19 protein-coding genes are annotated in these 22,294 nt (G+C 34.9%); 16 read left to right on the top strand and 3 right to left on the bottom strand.

What is annotated here, in order from left to right; genetic code table 11:
• The first annotated feature begins 49 nt into the window (after positions 1-49).
• From RT261_RS14925 to RT261_RS14885, 9 genes are all read left to right on the top strand, one after another.
• Positions 50-883 (top strand): glucose PTS transporter subunit IIA, encoded by an 834-nt coding sequence (locus tag RT261_RS14925; RefSeq protein ID WP_313133649.1) that lies wholly within the window; start codon positions 50-52, stop codon positions 881-883.
• Positions 884-1,031: 148 nt separating this feature from the next.
• Complete coding sequence (locus RT261_RS14920; protein ID WP_313133648.1) at positions 1,032-1,289, top strand: HPr family phosphocarrier protein; 258 nt, start codon at positions 1,032-1,034, stop codon at positions 1,287-1,289.
• Positions 1,290-1,314: 25 nt separating this feature from the next.
• The gene (ptsP, locus tag RT261_RS14915; RefSeq protein WP_313133646.1) at positions 1,315-2,946 is read left to right on the top strand and encodes a phosphoenolpyruvate--protein phosphotransferase; all 1,632 of its coding nucleotides are present in this window, start codon (positions 1,315-1,317) and stop codon (positions 2,944-2,946) included.
• A gap of 178 nt (positions 2,947-3,124) precedes the next feature.
• Positions 3,125-3,736 carry a hypothetical protein gene (locus tag RT261_RS14910; protein ID WP_313133644.1) on the top strand — a complete coding sequence of 204 codons (612 nt, stop codon included), beginning with the start codon at positions 3,125-3,127 and terminating at the stop codon, positions 3,734-3,736.
• 201 nt (positions 3,737-3,937) lie between these two features.
• Complete coding sequence (locus RT261_RS14905; RefSeq protein ID WP_313133642.1) at positions 3,938-5,350, top strand: collagen-like protein; 1,413 nt, start codon at positions 3,938-3,940, stop codon at positions 5,348-5,350.
• 394 nt (positions 5,351-5,744) lie between these two features.
• A complete protein-coding gene (uxaC, locus tag RT261_RS14900) occupies positions 5,745-7,145 on the top strand; it encodes a glucuronate isomerase (protein WP_313133640.1) in 1,401 nt (466 codons plus the stop codon).
• 54 nt (positions 7,146-7,199) lie between these two features.
• Positions 7,200-8,273 carry a mannonate dehydratase gene (gene uxuA / locus RT261_RS14895; RefSeq protein WP_313133639.1) on the top strand — a complete coding sequence of 358 codons (1,074 nt, stop codon included), beginning with the start codon at positions 7,200-7,202 and terminating at the stop codon, positions 8,271-8,273.
• Between the two features lie 161 nt (positions 8,274-8,434).
• Positions 8,435-10,042 carry a mannitol dehydrogenase family protein gene (locus tag RT261_RS14890; protein ID WP_313133638.1) on the top strand — a complete coding sequence of 536 codons (1,608 nt, stop codon included), beginning with the start codon at positions 8,435-8,437 and terminating at the stop codon, positions 10,040-10,042.
• A 93-nt stretch (positions 10,043-10,135) separates the two neighbouring features.
• On the top strand, positions 10,136-10,813 hold the full coding sequence (locus tag RT261_RS14885) for a GntR family transcriptional regulator (RefSeq protein ID WP_313133637.1): 678 nt from the start codon (positions 10,136-10,138) through the stop codon (positions 10,811-10,813).
• An 80-nt stretch (positions 10,814-10,893) separates the two neighbouring features.
• Here the strand turns inward: RT261_RS14885 and RT261_RS14880 are convergent, their stop codons facing one another.
• Positions 10,894-11,373, bottom strand: a complete 480-nt coding sequence (locus RT261_RS14880) for an NADH-quinone oxidoreductase subunit NuoE family protein (protein ID WP_313133636.1) — start codon at positions 11,371-11,373, stop codon at positions 10,894-10,896.
• A gap of 300 nt (positions 11,374-11,673) precedes the next feature.
• On the opposite strand from RT261_RS14880, the gene msrA reads away from it, so the two are divergent.
• From msrA to RT261_RS14860, 4 genes are all read left to right on the top strand, one after another.
• Positions 11,674-12,204 (top strand): peptide-methionine (S)-S-oxide reductase MsrA, encoded by a 531-nt coding sequence (gene msrA, locus RT261_RS14875; RefSeq protein ID WP_313133634.1) that lies wholly within the window; start codon positions 11,674-11,676, stop codon positions 12,202-12,204.
• A 171-nt stretch (positions 12,205-12,375) separates the two neighbouring features.
• Positions 12,376-12,966 carry a DUF3793 family protein gene (locus RT261_RS14870; protein ID WP_313133633.1) on the top strand — a complete coding sequence of 197 codons (591 nt, stop codon included), beginning with the start codon at positions 12,376-12,378 and terminating at the stop codon, positions 12,964-12,966.
• Between the two features lie 309 nt (positions 12,967-13,275).
• Positions 13,276-14,034, top strand: coding sequence for a tRNA threonylcarbamoyladenosine dehydratase (locus RT261_RS14865; RefSeq protein ID WP_313133631.1), 759 nt, complete (start codon positions 13,276-13,278; stop codon positions 14,032-14,034).
• Positions 14,035-14,152: 118 nt separating this feature from the next.
• Positions 14,153-14,752 (top strand): C39 family peptidase, encoded by a 600-nt coding sequence (locus RT261_RS14860; RefSeq protein ID WP_313133629.1) that lies wholly within the window; start codon positions 14,153-14,155, stop codon positions 14,750-14,752.
• A 232-nt stretch (positions 14,753-14,984) separates the two neighbouring features.
• On the opposite strand, the gene RT261_RS14855 is transcribed toward RT261_RS14860, so the two are convergent.
• Both RT261_RS14855 and RT261_RS14850 read right to left on the bottom strand, forming a co-directional pair.
• A complete protein-coding gene (locus RT261_RS14855; protein WP_313133628.1) occupies positions 14,985-16,196 on the bottom strand; it encodes an ABC transporter permease subunit in 1,212 nt (403 codons plus the stop codon).
• Positions 16,196-17,101 (bottom strand): ABC transporter ATP-binding protein, encoded by a 906-nt coding sequence (locus RT261_RS14850; RefSeq protein ID WP_313133627.1) that lies wholly within the window; start codon positions 17,099-17,101, stop codon positions 16,196-16,198. Before RT261_RS14850 ends, RT261_RS14855 begins: the two co-directional genes overlap by 1 nt.
• Positions 17,102-17,469: 368 nt before the next feature.
• On the opposite strand from RT261_RS14850, the gene RT261_RS14845 reads away from it, so the two are divergent.
• The 3 genes from RT261_RS14845 to RT261_RS14835 form a co-directional block, all read left to right on the top strand.
• A complete protein-coding gene (locus RT261_RS14845) occupies positions 17,470-18,621 on the top strand; it encodes an exonuclease SbcCD subunit D (RefSeq protein ID WP_313133625.1) in 1,152 nt (383 codons plus the stop codon).
• Positions 18,618-21,764 (top strand): AAA family ATPase, encoded by a 3,147-nt coding sequence (locus tag RT261_RS14840; RefSeq protein WP_313133623.1) that lies wholly within the window; start codon positions 18,618-18,620, stop codon positions 21,762-21,764. Before RT261_RS14845 ends, RT261_RS14840 begins: the two co-directional genes overlap by 4 nt.
• A 180-nt stretch (positions 21,765-21,944) precedes the next feature.
• Positions 21,945-22,294, top strand: a 350-nt coding sequence (locus RT261_RS14835) for an adenylate cyclase (protein WP_313133621.1), incomplete at its 3' end; no start/stop codon positions are given.

Below are 22,294 nucleotides of genomic sequence, written 5' to 3'. Positions count from 1 at the left end.
TTGAAAACTTCATAAGGAAAATGATGAATGATAAAGAAAGGGTAAATCAATGGATTATATAGAAGCTGCAAAAGAAATCCTGTCAGGAGTCGGTGGGCTTGAGAATATATTAGATATAAGCCAGTGTTTTACAAGGTTACGATTCCAACTGATAGACGAGGGCAAGGTTAAGGAAGAACAATTGAAAAGCATTCCCGGTGTCTATGGTATTATAAAAATAGGATTGGAGTATCAGGTAGTATTAGGACCTGAAGTAGATAGCATATATCGTCAACTGAAAAAAAACGATAATATTACAAAGGCTCACAATAATATTTCTGAAATAGGAAATAGCTTAGAAAAAGAAACTAATCAGGAAAGTGAAAACGTTCCGGAAAACGAAAGAGTTCAGGAATGGGAAAGTATAAAGGAAGAAAAATCTCAAACTCATATCAGCCTATATTCTCCTATTAGGGGAACGGTAAAACCCCTGAGTGATGTTAATGATCCCGCTTTTGCTTTAGAGCTTTTAGGGAAAGGAATAGCGATTCTGCCAGAGGATGGGAAGGTGTATGCACCATTTAACGGCACTGTTGTTACGCTGTTTTCAACAAACCATGCCATATGCCTTTTATCCAATCAAGGAGTAGAAATAATTATTCATATTGGTCTGAATACGGTAACTTTAAATGGTAAATATTTTACAACTCATGTTAAAACCGGTGATAAAGTGAACAAAGGAGAGTTGATAATGGAATATGATTTGTCCAGAATAAAGGAAATTGGTTATGACACAGTGGTTCCTATTGTAATTACCAATTCAGACCGTTTTAATGAAGTGAATTCCTTTGTGAATAAAACCGTCAGCCCAGGAGATGAAATCATTCAGATAATAAATGAATAACAAAACAGTTGATTTATAAGAAAAATTAATATGATAATACTATAAAATACCGATATAAGTGCATAAGAATAATAGTATATTATAAGAAAATACAAATAAAAATAATGATAATAAACATAATCTTAAATGAAAAAGGGAGGATTTTTTTATGAAACAATTTATTTATACCATTAAAGATGAACTAGGATTGCATGCAAGACCTGCAGGTTTATTGGTGAAAAAAGCAGGAAGTTTTAAAAGCAATATTCAAATTACAAAAGGTACTAAATCAGCAGATGGAAAAAGAATACTAGCAATCATGGGCTTAGGTATAAAGCAAAATGAGCAAATTACTGTAACCGTAGAAGGCGAAGATGAAAAGCAAGCCGCTTTAGAATTGGAAGAATTTTTTAAGAGTAATCTGTAAACAGATCAGAAGCTGGAGGTAAACAATGATTACGTATACAGGAAAAACTGTTTTTAATGGTATTGCTATTGGTAAAATAGCTGTATTTTTAAAAAAAGACAAGCAGGTAAAACGTCATCATATTGAAGACACGGAAAAAGAATGGATACGATTTAATAAAGCTAAGGATGCTGCCATCGGACAGCTAAAAGAGCTACATGATAAAGCTGTGTTAGAAGTGGGAAGTGATGGGGCTGCTATATTTGAAGTACATCAGATGATGCTGGAGGATTTGGATTATCTGGATTCTGTTAAGAATATTATAGATACCCAGTCTGTCAATGCAGAATATGCGGTGGCTGTTACGGCAGACAATTTTTATCACATATTTGCTTCCATGGAGGATGCTTATATGAAAGAGAGAGCTGCCGACGTGAAAGATATTTCAGAACGTGTACTTTCCACATTAAGTGGAGAAGTGTCCGACAATATATTAACACGGGAACCTTCCATTATATTAGCAGATGATTTGGCTCCCAGTGAAACCGTACAGCTTGATAAATCAAAGGTATTAGCATTTGTTACAGTACATGGCTCTACGAATTCACATACTGCAATATTAGCACGTACAATGAATATACCGGCGCTTATTAATGTACCCATGGAAGATTACGAAGAACTGAATGGGAAACTGGCAATCGTGGATGGTTTTAGTGGTACTCTTTATATAGATCCTGATGAAACTACATATGAAAATATGAAGGAGAAACAGGAACTTGACAGAAAGAAAAAAGAACTGCTAACAGAGCTAAAAGATAAAGAGAATATAACATTAGACGGTCAAAGAATTGATTTATTCGCCAATATTGGAAGTACCGGTGATTTAGCCTCTGTAATACAGAATGATGCAGGGGGAATTGGGCTGTTTCGCAGCGAATTCTTATATCTGGAAAAAGATCATTATCCTACGGAAGAGGAGCAATTTCAAGCCTACAAAATGGTTGCAGAGAACATGGCAGGCAAAAAAGTCATAATTCGTACACTGGATATTGGAGCGGATAAGAAGGTTGCTTATTTTAATATGGAAAAAGAAGAAAATCCCGCCATGGGTTATCGTGCTATTCGAATATGTCTGGATAGAACAGAAATTTTTAAAACCCAGTTACGTGCCTTGTTAAGAGCAAGTGCATATGGCAACATTGCTGTTATGTATCCTATGATTATCTCTCTGGAAGAAGTTCTGGAAATTAAAAAAATTGTAGAAGAAGTAAAGAGAGAATTGGAAGAAGAAAAGCTTCCATATAAAGAGGTTGAGCAGGGCATTATGATTGAAACTCCCGCAGCGGCTGTAATTTCAGATATACTTGCACAGGAAGTGGATTTCTTTAGTATTGGTACAAATGATTTAACTCAATATACCCTTGCCATTGACAGGCAGAATACAAAACTTGAAAAACATTATGATTCTCATCATCCGGCAATTCTTCGTTTAATTAAGATGATTGCAGATAATGCCCATCAGGCAGGTATCTGGGTTGGAATATGCGGTGAACTTGCAGCAGACAGCAGCCTTACCGAAACTTTCTTAAAAATGAAGATTGATGAATTATCCGTATCTCCTTCTTATATATATCCTTTAAGAAAGAAAATCAGAGAAACAGATATTTCAAAGCTATAAGTGTTTTTATGAGATTGTTTATAATTTTTTAATATTTGTTTACAGATAATTCATTGCATAAATGTGTTCTATTCATCTATTCTTATAGTAAGAACATGATAAATAACTTTTATTTTCAATATTTTTGTTATTAATCAAAACAACGATAAAGAGGAAAGGTTATGAAAACGTGATAAATTTGTTAAGTATAGATTGGGATTATTTTATTGATATAAGTAACGAAACCCGCAATACTTGTTTTCCTGATACGCCTGATGATATCTTGACAGAAGATATGAGAAAAGAAATCTGGGAACCATTTTATGAAATGTACGATATAAAAGATATTGGTATATTAGAAAATGGATTTAATAATTTAAAAGAACTAATACGATATATCAAATCCTATAATAAGAATGCTATAAAATGCGTAAATGACAGTCACAGGTATATGTATGGCCTTGTATACAAATTTCTTGAAGCAAGAAAAAGTAAGCTTGTAAGAGTATATAATATTGATCACCATCATGATATGTATCAATATCGCAGACCAAATGAAAAAGTCAATTGCGGTAATTGGGCAGAAATCTTGCAAGAAGAGTTAGGTGAAAAATTTGACTATAATTGGATTAAACGGGAAGATTCGGAAGAATTCAATTTGTCGGGAAAAGTAGATTGTAATGAAAGTTCTTTAGAAGAACTTTACGACATCGATTTTGAGGGTATCTATTTGTGTAGAAGTGGAGCATGGAGCCCGCCTCATTTAGATGATGCATTTCTAGAACTTAAAAATTATATTATTGAAAATTAAAAAAAGTGCGCTTGGACCTGCATAAGGTAAAGCGTACTTTTTATGGAAAATAATTAGGCTTTTTGGAGAATTATGATTGCACAAATTTAAATATATAACATATCTATATAGTAGATGATATTCCGTTCTATCTTATTTTATATGAATTATATTGAATAGGTCAGAAGAATATCCATACTATCTTATAGAAAGGAGTAGTATATGAATTTTGGCAATTATTCTTCAAATAGCAAATTTTCTAACTCTCGTAAAGAAGTTAGCATAAATAATGAAGATGGAATTATAAAGGCACAAAGTTGTAATTCGTGGAATTCAGGCCGACAGAATAGAGTGGATAATTCCATATGTAATTCGTGCTATTCGGATTCAGGCTGTGATGGTTCTTCAGGTCCTCCTGGACCACCTGGACCACCCGGTCCCCAAGGTCCAGTAGGACCAAGAGGCCCGGCAGGTCCCCAAGGGCCGCCTGGAGCAACAGGCCCGGCAGGTCCTCAAGGTGAACAAGGTCCGATGGGAGCCACTGGAGCCACAGGAGCAACCGGTCCCCAAGGCCAGCCTGGAGCAACAGGTCCAGCAGGCCCACAAGGTGAGCAAGGTCCGTCCGGTGCAACAGGGGCACAAGGACCAATGGGTCCGTCAGGTCCTCCGGGAGCAGCAGGTTTACCCGGTCCGGCAGGTCCAGCAGGTCCTCAAGGGGATCCCGGACCAATGGGACCGCCCGGTCCAGCAGGTCCGTCAGGTCCCCAAGGTCCGCCGGGTGCTATAGGTCCAGTAGGTCCTCAGGGAGAACAAGGTCCTCAGGGAGCCACCGGAGCCACAGGATCCACAGGCCCAGCAGGCCCTCCAGGTCAGGTAGGCCCTCCGGGTCCAGTAGGTCCACCGGGAGAACAAGGTCCTCCGGGAGCCACAGGAGCCACAGGAGCCACTGGAGCAACAGGTCCTCCGGGACCGGCAGGCCCTCAAGGTGAACAAGGACCAACGGGAGCCACTGGAGCTACCGGAGCAACAGGCCCGGTAGGTCCTCCAGGCCCAGCAGGGCCAGCGGGTGAACAAGGTCCACCAGGAGCAACTGGCCCAGTAGGCCCACCGGGACCATCAGGCCCATCAGGCCCACCGGGAGCTACAGGAGCCACCGGAGCAACTGGAGCAACCGGACCACAAGGTCCACCGGGACCGCCAGGCCCTCCAGGTCCGGGAGAGTCAAACAGTTTTGTCTATAGGTTTAGTACAAATCCAAGAATAACGATTGCAGGCGGTGGAAATTTTGAGTTTCCATCTGGAAATGTGCCTATAGTACCAAACGGAATCCTTTTACCCAATGCTGGTCAGACTGTATTGCAAGAGGCAGGAGTGTATCTCATAAACTTTATTGCATATGTGGCAGGAGTTCTTCCGAATGTATCTATAAACTTAAACGGAGTCCCTGTTCCGGGAGGAACAGTTGGAACATTAGCAGCCTCTAATGAAGTTGAAATATCAGCTTTGGTAGAAGTTACGGCTTCTAATTTACCTGCAACCATAACCATATCTAATAATTCATTTGCAACGATTAGTTTCCCTGTACTTGCACCGGGAAGTATAGTTTCTGCACTAACAATTATCAGATTATCCTAAAGAAAAAGTAAGATAACATACTGATGAAAAAAATATATAATAAAACAGGGAATAAATAATAGTAAATTCTAAACCATTCCGAATCTGCCCCTGTCTGTAGTGATAGGGGCAGATTCTATGTCCGAAAGGACATCTTTGAAAGCTGGAAAACCCATAAAATGCATATCTGTACATATTGCATAAAAAATCTATTGAAAATTCATAATAAATTATATTGACTTTATCCCAAAATACAGGTAATATATTCTTAACATACTAGTATACAAGAGAAAAAGAAAATAGGTAAAATTATTTCATAAGTATATATTTAATTTTACATAAAGCAAGAAATAATATCAGATATTTTATATTGTTATTGCAAGTAAAGAGGATTTCCAGAAAGGCAGGTATCATTATGAGTAAATTCATGAATGAAGATTTTCTATTACAAACTAAAACTGCACAAAAATTATACCATGACTATGCAGAAAAAATGCCAATATATGATTTCCATAATCATCTATCAGCTAAAGAAATTTATGAGGATATTAAATTTGATAACATTACCCAGGTTTGGTTGGGCGGTGATCATTATAAATGGCGTGCTATGCGAACTTTCGGAATTGATGAAGATTATATTACAGGGAAACAGCCGGAATACGAAAAGTTTAAGAAGTGGGCAGAAGTAGTTCCATATTTAATAGGAAATCCATTATTTCATTGGACTCATTTAGAATTACAAAGATATTTTGGAATTAAAGAAACCTTGTCTCCAAAAACATGTGAAAGCATATGGGAACAGTGTAATGCAAAATTAAGAACACCGGAATTCAGCGTACGTAATTTATTACGTAAAATGAATGTTAAAGCGCTGTGTACTACAGACGATCCAAAAGATTCCTTAGAATATCACAAGAAATTAAAAGATGATTTTGAGATCAAAGTACTGCCTTCCTTTAGACCGGATAATGCAATTCGTGTTTATAAACCAGGCTTTGCTTCCTATGTTGAAGATTTGGGACAAGTAGTAGGTTGCCAATTAGAATCTGTTTCCGATCTTGTAAAGGCTTTAATTGAAAGATTACATTATTTTGATAAAATTGGTTCAAAAGTAAGTGACCATGGCATGGATGTATTTAGATTCACTCCATGTAACGAAGAAGAGGCAGACGCAATATTTAAAAAGGGTCTGAATCAGGAAAGCATCACAGAGGAAGAAATAAGTAAATATGAAGGTTATATTTTGACCCAATTAGGAAAAGCATATCATGATTTAGGCTGGGTAATGCAGATTCATATTGGTGCTATCAGAAATAATTCCACCCGTATGTTTGAAAAGTTAGGTCCGGATGTAGGATTTGATTCCATTAATGACAGTAACTTTGCCAAAGATTTAAGTGCTTTCTTAAATGCCTTGGATTATCAAGGAAAACTTCCCAAAACAGTATTATATAATTTGAATCCAAGAGACAATGAATTAATAGCTACTATGATTGGTAACTTCCAGGATGGTTCCTGTGCTGGTAAGATTCAATATGGTTCCGGATGGTGGTTCTTAGATCAAAAAACAGGTATGGAAAATCAGATGGAAGCTTTAAGCCAGCTAGGTTTAATATCAAAATTTATTGGTATGTTAACAGATTCCAGAAGTTTCTTATCATTCCCACGTCATGAATACTTTAGAAGAATTCTATGTAATAAATTAGCCGGGCTTATAGATAATGGTGAATATCCCGATGATTTGGAATTCGTAGGAAAGATTGTGGAAGATATTTGTTTCAATAATGCAGAAAAGTATTTTAATGTTAAATTGTAGTTTTAAATAATATTAATCATATAAATATGGAAAGACATTAGGAGGACATAAGTTATGGAAATGACATTACGCTGGTTTGGTAAAGAGCATGATTCTGTTACATTAGAGCAAATCAGACAAATACCTGGAGTTACAGGAGTTATCACTACTCTATATAATAGATTAGCCGGTGAGGCCTGGCCTATGGATGAAATTCTTAAAATGAAGGAAGAAGTAGAAGCAGCGGGGCTTAAAGTTGCTGGTATTGAAAGTGTTAACATACACGATTCTATAAAGATTGGTACACCGGATAGAGAACAATATATTGAAAATTACATTACAACTTTAGAGAATTTAGGTAAAGCTGGCATTCATATGGTATGCTACAACTTCATGCCTGTATTTGACTGGACAAGATCTGATCTGGCTAAAGTAAGACCGGATGGTTCCACTGTTTTATCCTATAATCAGGATTTAATTGATAAAATTGATCCGGAAACTATGTTCAAAGAATTGGATTCCAGCAGTAATGGATTTGTTATGCCGGGCTGGGAGCCGGAAAGACTTGCTCATGTAAAGGAATTATTTGAAAAATACAAAGATGTGGATGAGGATAAGCTTTTCGATAATCTGGTATATTTCTTAAATAAAATTCGTCCGGTTTGTGAGAAATATGATATTAAGATGGCAATTCATCCGGATGATCCTGCTTGGCCAGTATTTGAACTTCCAAGAATTGTTAACAACAAAGAGAATGTATTAAAATTATTAAATACAGTGGATGCTGAATTCAATGGTATTACATTATGTACAGGTTCTTATGGTTCTAATCCAAAGAATGATATTGTTGATATTATTCATTCCACAGCAGGCAGAATTCATTTTGCCCATGTTAGAAATGTTGTGTATCTGGGACCTGGTAAATTCGATGAAGCAGCTCATTTATCCAGCGATGGTTCTTTAGATATGTATGAAATCATGAAAGCCTTATATGATACAGGCTTTGACGGTCCAGTCAGACCAGATCATGGCCGTGCAATCTGGGGAGAAGTATCCATGCCAGGTTATGGTTTATACGACCGTGCTTTAGGTGCAACTTATCTTAACGGTTTAGCCGAAGCAATTGAAAAAACTGATAAAAATAAATAATCCAGGTAATTAAAGGTCAATAAAACCCATTTTGCCCTTAATTAACATAGATCAATCAATTCGCGAAAAACGAATGATAGGAATTAGTAATCCGCATGTACTTATAAAAGCACATGCGGATTGCAAATATCATGCACAAAAATGTGAGATAGGAGCCTAATATGAAACTAAATCAAGAAGAATTAAAAAATAAAAAGATTTGGGAAGATGCCGGATTTGAACTTCCTGCATTTGACCGTGAACAAATGATTGAAGAGACAAAGAAGAATCCGGAATGGGTTCATTTCGGCGCAGGTAATATATTCCGTGCTTTCCCGGCTGCAGTATGCCAGGAACTTTTAAATAAAGGGATTATGAAAACCGGTATAGTAGTGGCAGAAGGTTACGACTACGAAATTATAGAAAAAAGCTATAAAAAGTTTGATGATTTAAGTGTATTAGTAACCTTAAAATCTGACGGTAATTTGGAAAAGAAAGTAATTGCAAGTATAGCAGAGTCCCATTGTGTTGATACAAACAATACAAAAGACTGGTCTCGTCTTTGTGAAGTATTTAGAAATCCAAGTTTAAAAATGGTATCCTTTACTATTACGGAAAAAGGCTATAGTTTAGTTAACGGCAGACAAGAATTATTGCCGGATGTTGCTAAGGACTTTACACAGAAACCTGTTGTAGCAACAAGCTATATTGGTAAACTGGTAGCTTTGTGTTATGAAAGATTCTCTAATTGCAAGTTACCATTAACTTTAGTAAGTATGGATAATTGCTCTCATAATGGTACTAAGTTAGAGGCAGCTGTTACAACATTTGCTAAGACTTGGGTAGAGAATAAAATAGTAGAGCCGGAGTTCTTAACTTATGTTACAGAAAGTATTTCTTATCCTTGGTCCATGATTGATAAAATCACTCCAAGACCGGCAGATTCTGTTATTGATATGTTAAAGAACGCCGGATTTGAAGATACCGATTCCGTTGTAACTTCTAAAAATACTTATGTTGCTTCATTTGTAAATGCAGAAGAACCACAATATTTAGTTATTGAAGATAAGTTTATGAATGGACGTCTTCCTTTAGAACAAGGTGGAATTATTTATACAGACAAAGAAACTGTAGATAAAGTGGAAAAGATGAAAGTATGTACTTGTCTGAATCCATTACATACTGCTTTAGCTGTATATGGATGCCTGCTAAATTATACAAAAATATCCGATGAAATGAAGGATGCAGAACTGGTTAAATTGGTTGAAAAAGTAGGATATGTGGAAGGACTTCCGGTAGTTGTAGATCCTGGTATCATTAAACCCAAGGATTTCATTGATGAAGTAATCCGTGTTCGTATACCGAATCCATTTATGCCGGATACCCCTCAAAGAATTGCAACGGATACTTCACAAAAATTAAGCATTCGTTTTGGTGAAACAATCAAAGCTTATGAAGCGGCTCCGGACTTAGATCCTAAGACTTTAACTTATATTCCTCTTGTATTAGCCGGATGGTGCCGTTACCTGACAGGAATCAATGACGAAGGCAATACGCTCGAATTAAGTTCCGATCCAATGCTAACTACATTAACACCAAAATTTGCAAATATTAAATTAGGTGATAACAATAATGTTCACGAGATTTTGGCTGATCTTTTAGCTGATGAAAGAATCTTTGGTGTAAATTTATACCAAATCGGTTTGGGTGAAAAAGTGGAAGGACTTTTTGCTGAATTAATTTCAGGAAAAGGTGCAGTAAGAGCTACATTAAAAAAGTATTTAAGTTAAATTGTATTTAAAAAAGCGCTGTTTACAGGACACTAAAAAAAGCATCTTGACTAGGGTATGTTTTTATACTATCATGTATTGGGAGGGTATGTTATGAGAATTTTAGAGCGTAAAGGGAAAGAGACAGCGCGAGAATATGCATTTCGTGTTATAAAAGAGAATATAATATCATTGGATCTTGTCCCAGGCAGTATGGTAAGTGAAAATGTTTTGGCGGAAGAGATGGGAGTCAGCAGGACACCTGTCAGGGAAGCCTTTATTGAGTTGAGTAAATTAAAAGTAATTGAAATTTATCCGCAAAAAGGAAGCTACATCTCTCTCATTGATAGTGATTTGGTTGAAGAGGCCAGATTTGTTCGTTTGGTATTAGAACGTGCAATGGTGGAAACAGCTTGTGATGTGGCAACTGAGGAAGATTTATTTAAATTGGAAGAAAACCTTAGATTGCAGGAATTTTATTTAGGAAATCCCGCACAAGATAAGCAGTTACAGTTGGACAATGAATTTCATGAGCTGATTTTTGGTATTGGTAACAAAACAATAACATACGATTTATTAGGTGGTATTTTGACACATTTTGACCGTGCCAGAAGATTAAGCCTGAATGTTATAAAGGATTCAAAAATTATAGCAGATCACAGAGCTTTATTAGATGCAATTAAAGCAAAAGATAGTGTAACTGCACAGGATATGGTTACAAAACACTTGTGCAGATATAAAGTAGATGAAAAAGAGCTAAAAGAGCGATATCCTAGTTATTTTAAAAAGTAAGTAATGGGGCGGAATTCAGAGAATTCCGCCCCATTACTTACTTTTATCACTGCCATTCCAATAATCCCCTGTGTCCTGTATTATTTTTTGTACTTTCTAATTATGTCAGGTATGTTTTGGATGATAACATTGTGATAAATATCTTCATCAATTTTTATATTTGGAGATGTTTTGCATTTTTTCAAGCAGTTTTGAGTTACCAATAGAAAAGTTCCATCTTTTGTGACTTTACCGGGCTTTACATTCAACTCTTTCTCTACCGCATTTAAGATTGCACCGCCGCCTTTTGCACCGCAACGGGGACCAGAACATACAGTAATTTTATGTTTGAAATTTTCCCCCTTTAAATGGGGTATTAATTTAATGAAAGTAGACAAAGTAGCCAATTTAATCTGTAACTTATCCGATATCTTTTGTAAAACATCTGCTGGTAAATAGCTAAATATCTCCTGGGTTTCATGTAACAGCTGCTTTATAGCTTCCTGATCTGAATTTATATTATCATAATTATCAGAATAATAATTTAATAGTTCTTCTAATTTATCATATTGTTCTTTCATGAATTAATATATCACCTACCTATTTTTTTCTAAAGTATAACCGTTTTGACGTATTTGTTCAACAATTAATATCTGTTTTAATATGAATTATCTGATTTCTAACTATAAGTCTTATTATTTGTGACCATTATCTTGCTGTCTAAAGAATGATAAAACTGATTAAAAGTAAATTTAGCCTTGACATTTTCTCTATAAAAACTTATGTTTCTTAGTAGCAGCAAGTTTATTTACATTTCCATTTGGTTATAAGAGTTAAAGTTTTTATGAATGAAAATATAAAAGAAGAAAGGAATAATAGATATGAGTATTTCAAATCAGTATAAAGAAATTTTTTTAGCTGGCGGATGTTTTTGGGGCACTGAAAAATATTTATCTGGTATAAAAGGAATTGTGAGTACAGATGTTGGATATGCCAATGGTAATACGGAGAATCCTTCTTATAAAGAAGTTTGCCATAACAATACAGGACATGCCGAAACAGTAAGAGTAGTATATGATCCTACTGTAATTAGTTTGTCTTTTATATTGGAGCTTTATTACGATGTAATAAATCCTACTTCTGTAAATCGTCAGGGAGGAGATATAGGAAGTCAGTACCGTACAGGTATTTATTACGTTTATGAGGAAGACATAGAAATCATTGAGGATTCCATAAAAGAACTCCAAAAAAAATATGACAAACCAATTGCTATTGAAGTATTGCCTTTTAGAAATTATTACTTAGCAGAAGAATATCATCAAAAGTATTTGGATAAGAATCCGAATGGCTATTGTCATATCGGAACTGATAAATTTGAAAAAGCAAAATTGGCGGTAGATCCCTCTATTTAAATGAAATGTGTAAAATGGATAGTATCTGCTTTATATATAATCGAAATAATAATTTTTTGGTAATCTGGTACTCTGAAATAAGAGTAAGATATAAGAAATTGTAAAGAATAATAGTGTAACTTTATCATTATATAATCGCATACGCAGACAATCACTTGTCTAATTGAAATCATGATAAAAGAAAATACACAACACTATATTCTTTCTGTACTTGCTAATAACTGTATGCCTGTGTTAATGAAAATTAAAACGGCAGGTTTTATAAACTTTAAAAAAGCTTATATATTCGATATGCCTGTTTTTTTCCGGATGCTAGAAGAAGAACTGCAATTATTTCAATGTGAATACGAGACTGTTTATGAAGATGAAAAATCTATTTATGTATTCATATACAATTTAGAACCTTTGAAAGCAGTTCTAGGGCAGTTATATCATCATCCCATTCTTTTAAATAATGGTTATAATTCTCAAGGTACTTTAGATAATTATATTAGAATATTTAAAAGCCGTTATATGGACTATTCCTATCATAAATCAATATTTCCTCATGAAATAGGCATTTTTTTAGGTTATCCCATTCACGACGTAGAAGGATATATTAACAATAATGGAGAGAATTATTTATTAAATGGTTATTGGAAAGTATATGATAAGCCTACAGATGCCATAAAAACTTTTCATAGTTATCAATGCTATAGAAATAAAGCGATAGAGTTAGTATTATCTGGTGAGGGGCTTTCAGAAATGTTAAATTTTCAATAATTCACAATCCGGTTTGTGGCAGTGCGTATCTGCTAGCATATCTGTCATGCAAGGAGCTAGTGTGAATTATTGAAATACATAATTCACATACTGAATTAAAGGCAATGCCTCATCTGCAAACATATGGGGCATGCACTGGGAGAAAGTAAGAAAATACGTGATTACTCAGTTGACAGAGCCCGGATATAATGCTATCATAATTCAGATTAATATTATAGAAAAAATATGAATAGCTATAAATTAAGTTTAATAGTGTAGAAATAATAGGCACTATAAACGTTGGAATAGTAAGTATCCAGGAGGAAACCTATGTTAAATCAGTTTTCAAGAACAGAGCTTTTGTTTGGCAATGAAGCTATGGAAAAATTAAGTAAATCAAGAGTTGCGGTCTTTGGAATAGGCGGCGTTGGCGGGTTTACCGTGGAGGCGTTAGCCAGAAGCGGAGTGGGTATCTTTGATTTATTTGATGATGATAAAGTATGCCTTACCAATGTAAACAGACAAATTATCGCAACCAGAAAGACTATCGGTAAATATAAAGTGGAAGTTATGAAGGAAAGAATCCTCGAGATAAATCCTAAAGCTGTTGTAAATACCCATCAAACCTTCTATACACCTGAGGTGGCAGACCAATTCGACCTATCAGAATATACCTATGTGGTTGATGCTATTGACACAGTAACTGCTAAAATAGAATTAGTAATGAGAGCAGATAAATGCAATGTACCTATTATTAGTTGTATGGGTGCAGGAAATAAATTAGACCCTACCATGTTTGAAGTGACAGACATATATAAAACTTCTGTTTGCCCGTTGGCTAAAGTAATGAGAAAAGAATTAAGGGTAAGAGGTATTAAAAAATTAAAAGTAGTTTATTCAAAAGAATTACCAAAAAAGCCCATAGAAGATATGTCCATCAGCTGTAGAGATCACTGTATCTGTCCCCCAGGTGCAGAAAGAAAATGTACCGATAGGAGAGCCATTCCCGGAAGTACTGCATTTGTCCCTTCTGTAGCAGGTTTAATTATTGCAGGAGAAGTGATAAAAGACATAACGGGAGTACGTTAAACTTTTATGACACTGGAACTTAAGAAAATATGTATGGTTGATATTAGGATAAATCTACGATAAAATAGGAATAAAATACCATAAGACGACTCATAAAATATAAGGAGATCAAATCATTATGAAAATAAAAATGAGTGTAAAGAAAAAGCTTTCGTTGCTTGTGATAATTTGCGTTACTGCTGTTTTAGGTACATTTCTTACAGTGAATCTCTACATATTAATAAGCACTCCTAAGCAATATATGATAACGTCAGAGAATTATTTTGATTATCAGCCACATTACGAATGTTCAGGCTATTCCTCGGCTTATGTATTAAGAAGTCTAGGGGAAGATATGGATGGTTTGGAGTTGTATAATGATATCTCTAAAAAGAACAGCGATGGAACGGTTACACCTAAGAATTTAGTTGGTTTTCTTTCGGAAAAGGGATACTCCGCGAATCTTTGCAGCGGCACTGCGTTGCAGTTGAAGCATGAGATCAGTAAAGGTACACCTGTTATCGTCTTCGTAAGAACCTCTCCGAAAGAAAATTATTATCATTATCTTCCGATTGTGGGTTATGACGAGGATAATATTTATGCGGCTGAGTCACTGCAATACAAGACAAATGCAGAGAACCAGCATTATAATCGAATTATTAGCAATAGTGACTTTGAGATGATGTGGGAAACAGGGGTATTCAGAAAAAATACTTATATAACAATTAAATTAAAATAATTTCCTGCTCTTATCTGATTGTTGAACAAACGGCTTAAATAATTTAGTAGAAATACTTTTCTTAATTCTAATGAATTTATTGAATAGTACGAAATAAATAACTCACCTGTTAAGGAAGAAGAATTAGCATTTGCGGGTGGATAATCTTATAACAAAAAATAATATATGTGATTCCTGTTCCGGTGGAGACAAGAACCACACATATTATTTTGCTATATCCAGATAAGATACTCTAAATTTGTATATCTCTTCTCTTAAATATTCCTAAAGAAATGAGTAAAAATACAAAAGAGGTTATTATTGAAACAATAATGACATTATTATAGGTAAAATGTAATGATTTTGTTTCTCTTACAATAGTACCGGTAATGATTGGTTCAATATTCGTAAAATGAAGGAATATGAAGGCTGATAGTTTTTTATAGGTACTTGACAGCATATATACAATATTAGAACCTAGTAAGGCACCGATGGTAATCGTCATTGCAATAACGCTGGATTTTGAAATGGTTGAAATCATAAAGATAAAGGAAACCATTACAACAATAATAATACATTCTAGTAAAAGAGCTTTCAACAAATATTGGGAAAGTGGAATATAGTGAATTGTATATGGAATTTCTCTTAGAATTTTTTCACCAAATTCAACTACAAACTCGTACTGATGTCCCACTAATATTGGTCTGTTAAGACTGCCAAATCCTTTTACAAGTCCCACACCTAAGCAAAAGACTAACTGGGTTATAATAATAAGTATTATGGAACTAGTAAGCATAACGATATATTTGCTTAATAATACCTTTACCCTGGTAACAGGTTGTATCAGTAAGAATTTTAAAGTTCCGGGATTATATTCTGTGGATACGGAGTCCGCATTAAACAGGATAAGTCCAAAAGCAAGGAAACCGGAAGCAACTACCATTATATTTAGCAGCAAATAGTTAAAGCCTTTGTTTAGGGATTCTTCATCCATAGGAATATTATGATCAATATGGGTTTGGATTTTAGTAATATTATTCTTAATGTAGAACTTATTTTCTTCATCTGCTGTTTTTAATTCTTCTTTTAAAGAATCTAATTCTGCCTGAGCACTTATTCTCCAGTCTATTTCCTCTTCATTAATCATGGATTCTTTCAATCTTGCTAATTCATCTTCCATATAACTTAGGGATTCTTCTGCTGAAGCTAATTGCTTTGTTCTATCTTCCTCGGAAAGTGTTTCGTCTTTTGCAATACTATCTAAATATTCTTTTTGATATTTGATATTTTCCTCCATATTAGATACACGATATTTTGGAGAGTTATATTTTAAATAATTATTCTCTGAAACTTCATTCACTGCGACAAAAACACCGGAGAGAGCAATGAATAGGAAAAGTATTATATATGTTTTTTTCTTTGAAAATAGTTTTATAAATTCATTTTTTATTAGTCCCATGAACATTAGCGTATTCCTCCTTTGATAACCTCTAGATATCGTTCTTCTAATTCCTTTAGATGTCTGGAGAAGGAATTAACTTCAACACCTTTATCAATCATATCTTTTAAAATCGTGCTTGGCTTTTCGCCGGCAAGTTCTATAAGATATCCGGCATCATTCTCTTTTACGGATACAATACCATTCATAGATTGTAATAGCTTCAACGTGTTTTCTTCTTTCTTTGTTTCTACAATAAAGTAAAGAGAGTTGTGTACCATAGCCATGGATTCCACGGAGGTAATAACCCCAGCCTCTATAAATGCAACGGTATCACATAGGTTTTGAATTTCACCCAATATATGAGAAGATACAAATACGGCCATTCCTTTTTCTTTTGCCAGTTTTTTTAGAATATTACGAAGCTCAATGATTCCGTTTGGGTCAAGTCCATTGGTAGGTTCATCCAAAATTAATAGTTTGGGATCGGACAAAAGAGCGGCAGCTAAACCAAGTCTTTGTTTCATACCAAGAGAATATTTTTTCATCTTGTCTTTAATTCTGCCTTCCAGGCCTACTAATTTGATTACTTCTTCAATTCTGTCTTTTGATATTCCACGGATTCGTGCTATTTGCATTAGGTTTTCGTAACCGGACAGATAGCTGTATAGCTCCGGATTTTCAACAACAGCACCTATGTGTTCCAGTGCAGCCTCACGGTTCTTTTTAATATCAGAACCCAAAATCTCAATGGTTCCATGGTCCATCGATATGAGATCTACCAACATCTTTATTGTAGTTGTTTTACCGGAGCCGTTTGGCCCTAGAAAACCAAAGATTTCACCGGGGTGAATGGCAAAGGATATGTCTTTTATAATTTCGGTTTTACCTATTTTCTTTTTTAGATTTTTTACTTCTAATACAGTTTCCACTTTTACCTCGATTCCAGCGCTTTAGCGCTTTTTAATAACGACAGCAATTGCTCTACGGCATAGATTGCCGTCTGAAAAATTAATTTTCACACCACTTTCACTTAATTGGAAATAATTCCATATTAAGGAACCCATTTTTTATATTCTAACCATTTCATAAGTAAATATCAACAAAAATGATAAATCTTAAGCATTTGTAAGTTAATATTAATTATTTTAATAAAGATAACGGTGTGGAAAGAAATTGTTATAATAATTTAAATAGTTAAGATACCATGGGTATAGAATACACTTGTACATCTATTGGGAGTGATATATTATAAAAGAAGAAAAACAAATTAAAATGTAATAAAGAGGAGGAACAATAATTGAAATTACTGCATATATCGGATTTACATATCGGTAAAAAGTTTCGGGAAACAGATTTTACTCCGGATCAGATTCATATATTAAATGAAATTGTTGAAATAGCAGATACAGAGAAGCCGGATGGGATTATTATTGCAGGTGATGTTTATGATAGAAGCGTGCCTCCTGCCGGAGCAGTTAATATATTTGATGATTTTTTAACCAAATTGGAAATGCGTGGTATTAATGTATTTATTATAAGCGGTAACCATGATTCACCGGAAAGATTAAATTATGGAAAAGAAATCCTGGGCAAAAATAGAATTTATATAGCAGGAACTTTTAAAGGAGAATTAGAAAAGATAGCTTTGAAGGATGAATACGGAACTTTGAATATGTATTTGCTGCCTTACATTAAGCCTTCCCTGGTGAGCAATTTTCATAGTGAGGCGAATGTAGATTCTTATGAAGCAGCGGCCAGGTTTGTTATTGACAGAGCTGATATTGATACTTCAGAAAGAAATATTCTTACAGCACACCAATTTGTAACCAATGCAGGGGTAGAGCCTGAAAAGTCAGATTCAGAGGTACTCACCATTGGTGGGTTGGATAATATTGATGTGTCTGTCTTCGAGCCCTTTGATTATGTTGCATTGGGACATATCCATGGACCTCAGAAAGTAGGCCGCGATACGGTCCGTTATTGTGGGACTCCGTTAAAATACTCCTTTTCAGAATGTAATCATAAAAAGTCAGTAACTTGTATTGAGATAAAGGAAAAGGGTAATATAACTATTTCTCAGATTCCACTTCATCCTATAAGGGACATGAGAGTAATTAAGGACAAGCTGGATAACCTTCTACATGATTCTAAATACACCGGTAAAAATTGCGAAGATTATATTTATGCTATAATTACCGATGAAGAAGATATTTACGATCCCATTGGTAAATTGCGTATAGTATACCCTAACATTCTATTGCTGGAGGTTGAAAATACCAAGACCGGATTAAATGAGAATTCGAAAAGTTCTGCTTCCGATGTGGAGAATAAAAGTCCTATGGAACTATTTGAAGAATTCTATAAGAATCAGAATAACGTGGATTTATCAGATAGTCAGAAGCAGATTATATATGAGATATTGGAAGAACTGGGAGGTGAAATGGATTGAAACCACTTAAATTAACGATGAGTGCTTTTGGACCTTATTCGGGTACTACGGTAATAGATTTTGAAAACTTGGGAAGTTCCGGATTATTTTTAATATCGGGAGATACCGGTGCTGGTAAAACTACGATATTTGATGCTATTGCCTATGCGCTGTTTGAGAAGACCAGCGGTCAGACCCGTGATATTAATTCCATAAGAAGTGACTTTGCTCCCTTAGAAATATTTACGGAAGTGACTTTAGAATTCTCCCATAAAGGTCAGGTATACACCATCAATCGGTATCCAGATCAATTAAGAAAAAGTGAACGGGGGAAAGGGTATGCGGAACAGAAAAAAGGTGCTTCAATTCTTATGCCCGATGGTACCAAGATTGATAACAGAACACAGGTAAAATCAATTATTACTGATATATTGGGAGGATTGGGGTATGATCAATTCAAACAGATTGCCTTAATCGCCCAGGGGGAGTTCTTAGAATTATTGTTGGCAGACAGTGATAAAAGAAATGATATTTTACAGAAGGTATTTAATACGGAGTTCTTTAAAAGAGTGGGTACAAGACTTAGAGAAAAAGAAAATAAATTAAAAGGGGAATGTGAGGATTTAGAAAAAAGTATCCTGCAATATATTAATGGTATAAAGTGCAGCGAGGATTCTGAGAACTATTCTACTATAATAGAATTTAAGAAAGCTAGAAATATAAACCTTGTGAATGAGATTTTAGAAGCTTTAGAAACTCTTGTTACAGAGGATGCAGAGATTCAGGCAGAACTTAATACAAGAATCGATAAATTAGAAAATGAAAAAGATAAGTTAATCAAAAGTGAGATGAAGGGCAAGGAGTTAAATAAGGACTTAGAGGAGAAAGAAAAGCTTCAGAAGAAAAAACTTGAACTTGATAATAAGAAAGAGGAAATAAAGGCACTGGAAGAAAAATCAGTGTTAGGTCAAAAAGCCCTGTCCCATGTTAAACCTGCTGAAGATGCTAAATTAAGAGAGGAAAACTATCTGTTGCAGCTGGATGCCAAAATGACCAAAAGCATGTTAGAAAAAGAGCAGCAGGAGGAACAGCTGGTATTCAATAAAAAGGTATATGAAGAAGAGAGCAATAAAGAGGAGATACGGGAAAAATTAAATATCTATATTAATGAGTTACTGGAAAAGCTTCCAAAATATGATAAGCTAAAAGAATTATCTGCTAACTTAAAGAAATTGCTGGAACAGGAAAAAGATACAGAGGAACACTTGATTCTATTACTAAATAAAGCAAAAGAGTTGGAGAAGAAAAATAAAGACCTAGAAGAAGAACAGGTTTTATTAAAGGAAAGTCCGGTTCAATATATGAATGCCCTTAATACTTTAGAAAAGGAGAAGGCAGATAAAAAAAGGTTAGATATTATATTAAAGGATGTAGCCCTTTTAATTCAGATGGAGAAAGCCGTTGCAAAGAATCAGAAAACCTTTTTAAACTTTGAGAAAGAATTTGAATATTGGAATCAGGAATATGAAGCAAAGCAAAAAGCCTTTTTAAGGGAGCAGGCCGGTATTTTGGGTAAGGGTTTAGAAGATGGACAACCTTGTCCGGTATGCGGATCTCTTCATCACCCGGATATTGCAATATGTGAATCTGAAGCACCTTCTGAAGCTGAACTTAAGGAATTAAAGAAAAAAAGGGAACAATGTAGTGAGAAACTGCAGCAAGGGGCCATTGAAGCCCGTGAATCCAAAAAAGAACTGGATACCAGTTTCCGATTATTAAAAGAAACGATAGAAGAATTTTATCATTTTAATACAGAACCTGAGATTGCGGATATAGAAACTCTGATTCAAAAGATAAAATTCAAGAAAGAAGAATATATTGCCCATGTTGAAAAGCAGGTGTTGCAATTAAAGCAGCAATATGAAAGAAAAGAATTATGCGAAAAAGAAAGCAGTAAACTTCAGGAAGAAATGAAAGCCAATAGCATTCATTTAGAACAAGCAAAAGAGATTAAGAATGGTGTATCTATGTCTATTAGTTCTTGTAGAAAAGACATGGATTATATTTCAAAAGATCTGGAATTTGATTCTTTAGAAAAAGCCAATGAAATAATTGTTAAGAAAAAGTCCCAATTGCAGGAATTAAGAGAAAAGTTTATAACTGCTGAGAAGAACTATCATGATATAGAAGGAAAACTAAAGACAACGGTAGGTTTAATCAGGGAGTTTGAAAGCCAAAAAGAAAGTACGCAAAATACCTTAGAACAATTTACAAAAGAATATTTGCAAAGAATCAAAGAAGCAGGGCTAAAAAATGAGGCATTTTATAAAGATAACTTGCTTACTCAAGAGCAAATTGATGAAATTACCCTTCAGTGCAGAAAGCATGAGTTGACCAAGAGGGAAATCAAAGCCCAGCTTGATAAGTTGAAAGAGAAAACTTATGGAAAAGAGCCTGTGGACGTAGAAGCCATACAAAGAAGTATTCAAGAAATAAAATCGAATAAAAATATATTGGATAAATCTTTGAAAGAAGTACAAAATCGTGTTATGGTTAATAGAAGCATCCTTTCAAGTATTAAAGAAGTGGAAAAGATAAGAGAGGAAAAAAGCAGAGCATTTTTAGATGTAAGTGCCATGTCAAAAACAGCGAATGGCAGGCTGGAAGGAAAACAAAAGATTACTTTTGAAACCTATGTACAGGCTGCATATTTTATAAAAATCGTTGAAGAAGCAAATAAAAGATTTTATGATATGTCTGGAAAACGGTATAAGTTATTGCGTAAGGAAGAGGGGAATATTCAAAGCTTTACAGGACTTGAACTAAATGTATACGATACCTGGACTGGTAAAATACGCAGTGTAAAGTCCTTATCCGGAGGAGAATCCTTTATGGCGGCATTATCTCTGGCTTTAGGGTTTGCAGACATTATTCAGAGTTATTCCGGGGCTATCCGGATTGATACTATGTTTGTAGACGAAGGATTTGGCTCTTTAGACAGCGAAGCACTGGAACAGTCCATTTCTATATTAACTACCTTAACAGACGGTAATCGTTTGGTGGGTATTATTTCTCATGTAAATGAGCTGAAAGAAAGGATTGATAAACAAATTATTGTAAAGAAAGATATCAAAGGCAGCTATGTCGATAAAGTATTATATTAATAGAAGTAATGTTATTCTGAAGCCGAAGACAGAAGAATCCAATTAACGGTATGTTATTCAGAGGGAAGGAGAAGAAGTTTGGTGGCAGCATGTATTCAAAACTAAAATCGGAGAGTTTCAGCTTAAGATGGATTCTTTAACCAATATGACTCAGAATACAAAGAATATAATGGAGGAATTATGGAAATCGAAAGAAAATTTCAAATTGCCAGAATGCCGGAGGATTTGGAACAATATAAAAAGAAAGAAATCGAACAGGGATATCTATGTATAGATCCGGTTATCCGCATTCGTAAGAGCAATGATAATTATATTTTAACTTATAAATCCCGAATAGGTATGATTGAAAGGCCAGATGAAATAGCCCTTACCTGTGAGGAAGTTGAGCTGGCATTAACTAAAGAATCTTATGAGCATTTGAAAGAAAAGAAAGACGGAAATATAATCTATAAAACCCGTTATCTGATACCCTTAGAAGGAGGGTTAACAGCGGAACTTGATGTGTTCCATAAGCAGCTGGAAGGTCTTCA

The sequence above is a fragment of the Anaerocolumna sp. genome, assembly GCF_032079385.1.
GTDB lineage: Bacteria > Bacillota > Clostridia > Lachnospirales > Lachnospiraceae > Anaerocolumna.
This window is presented reverse-complemented; position numbering and strand designations above follow the sequence as displayed.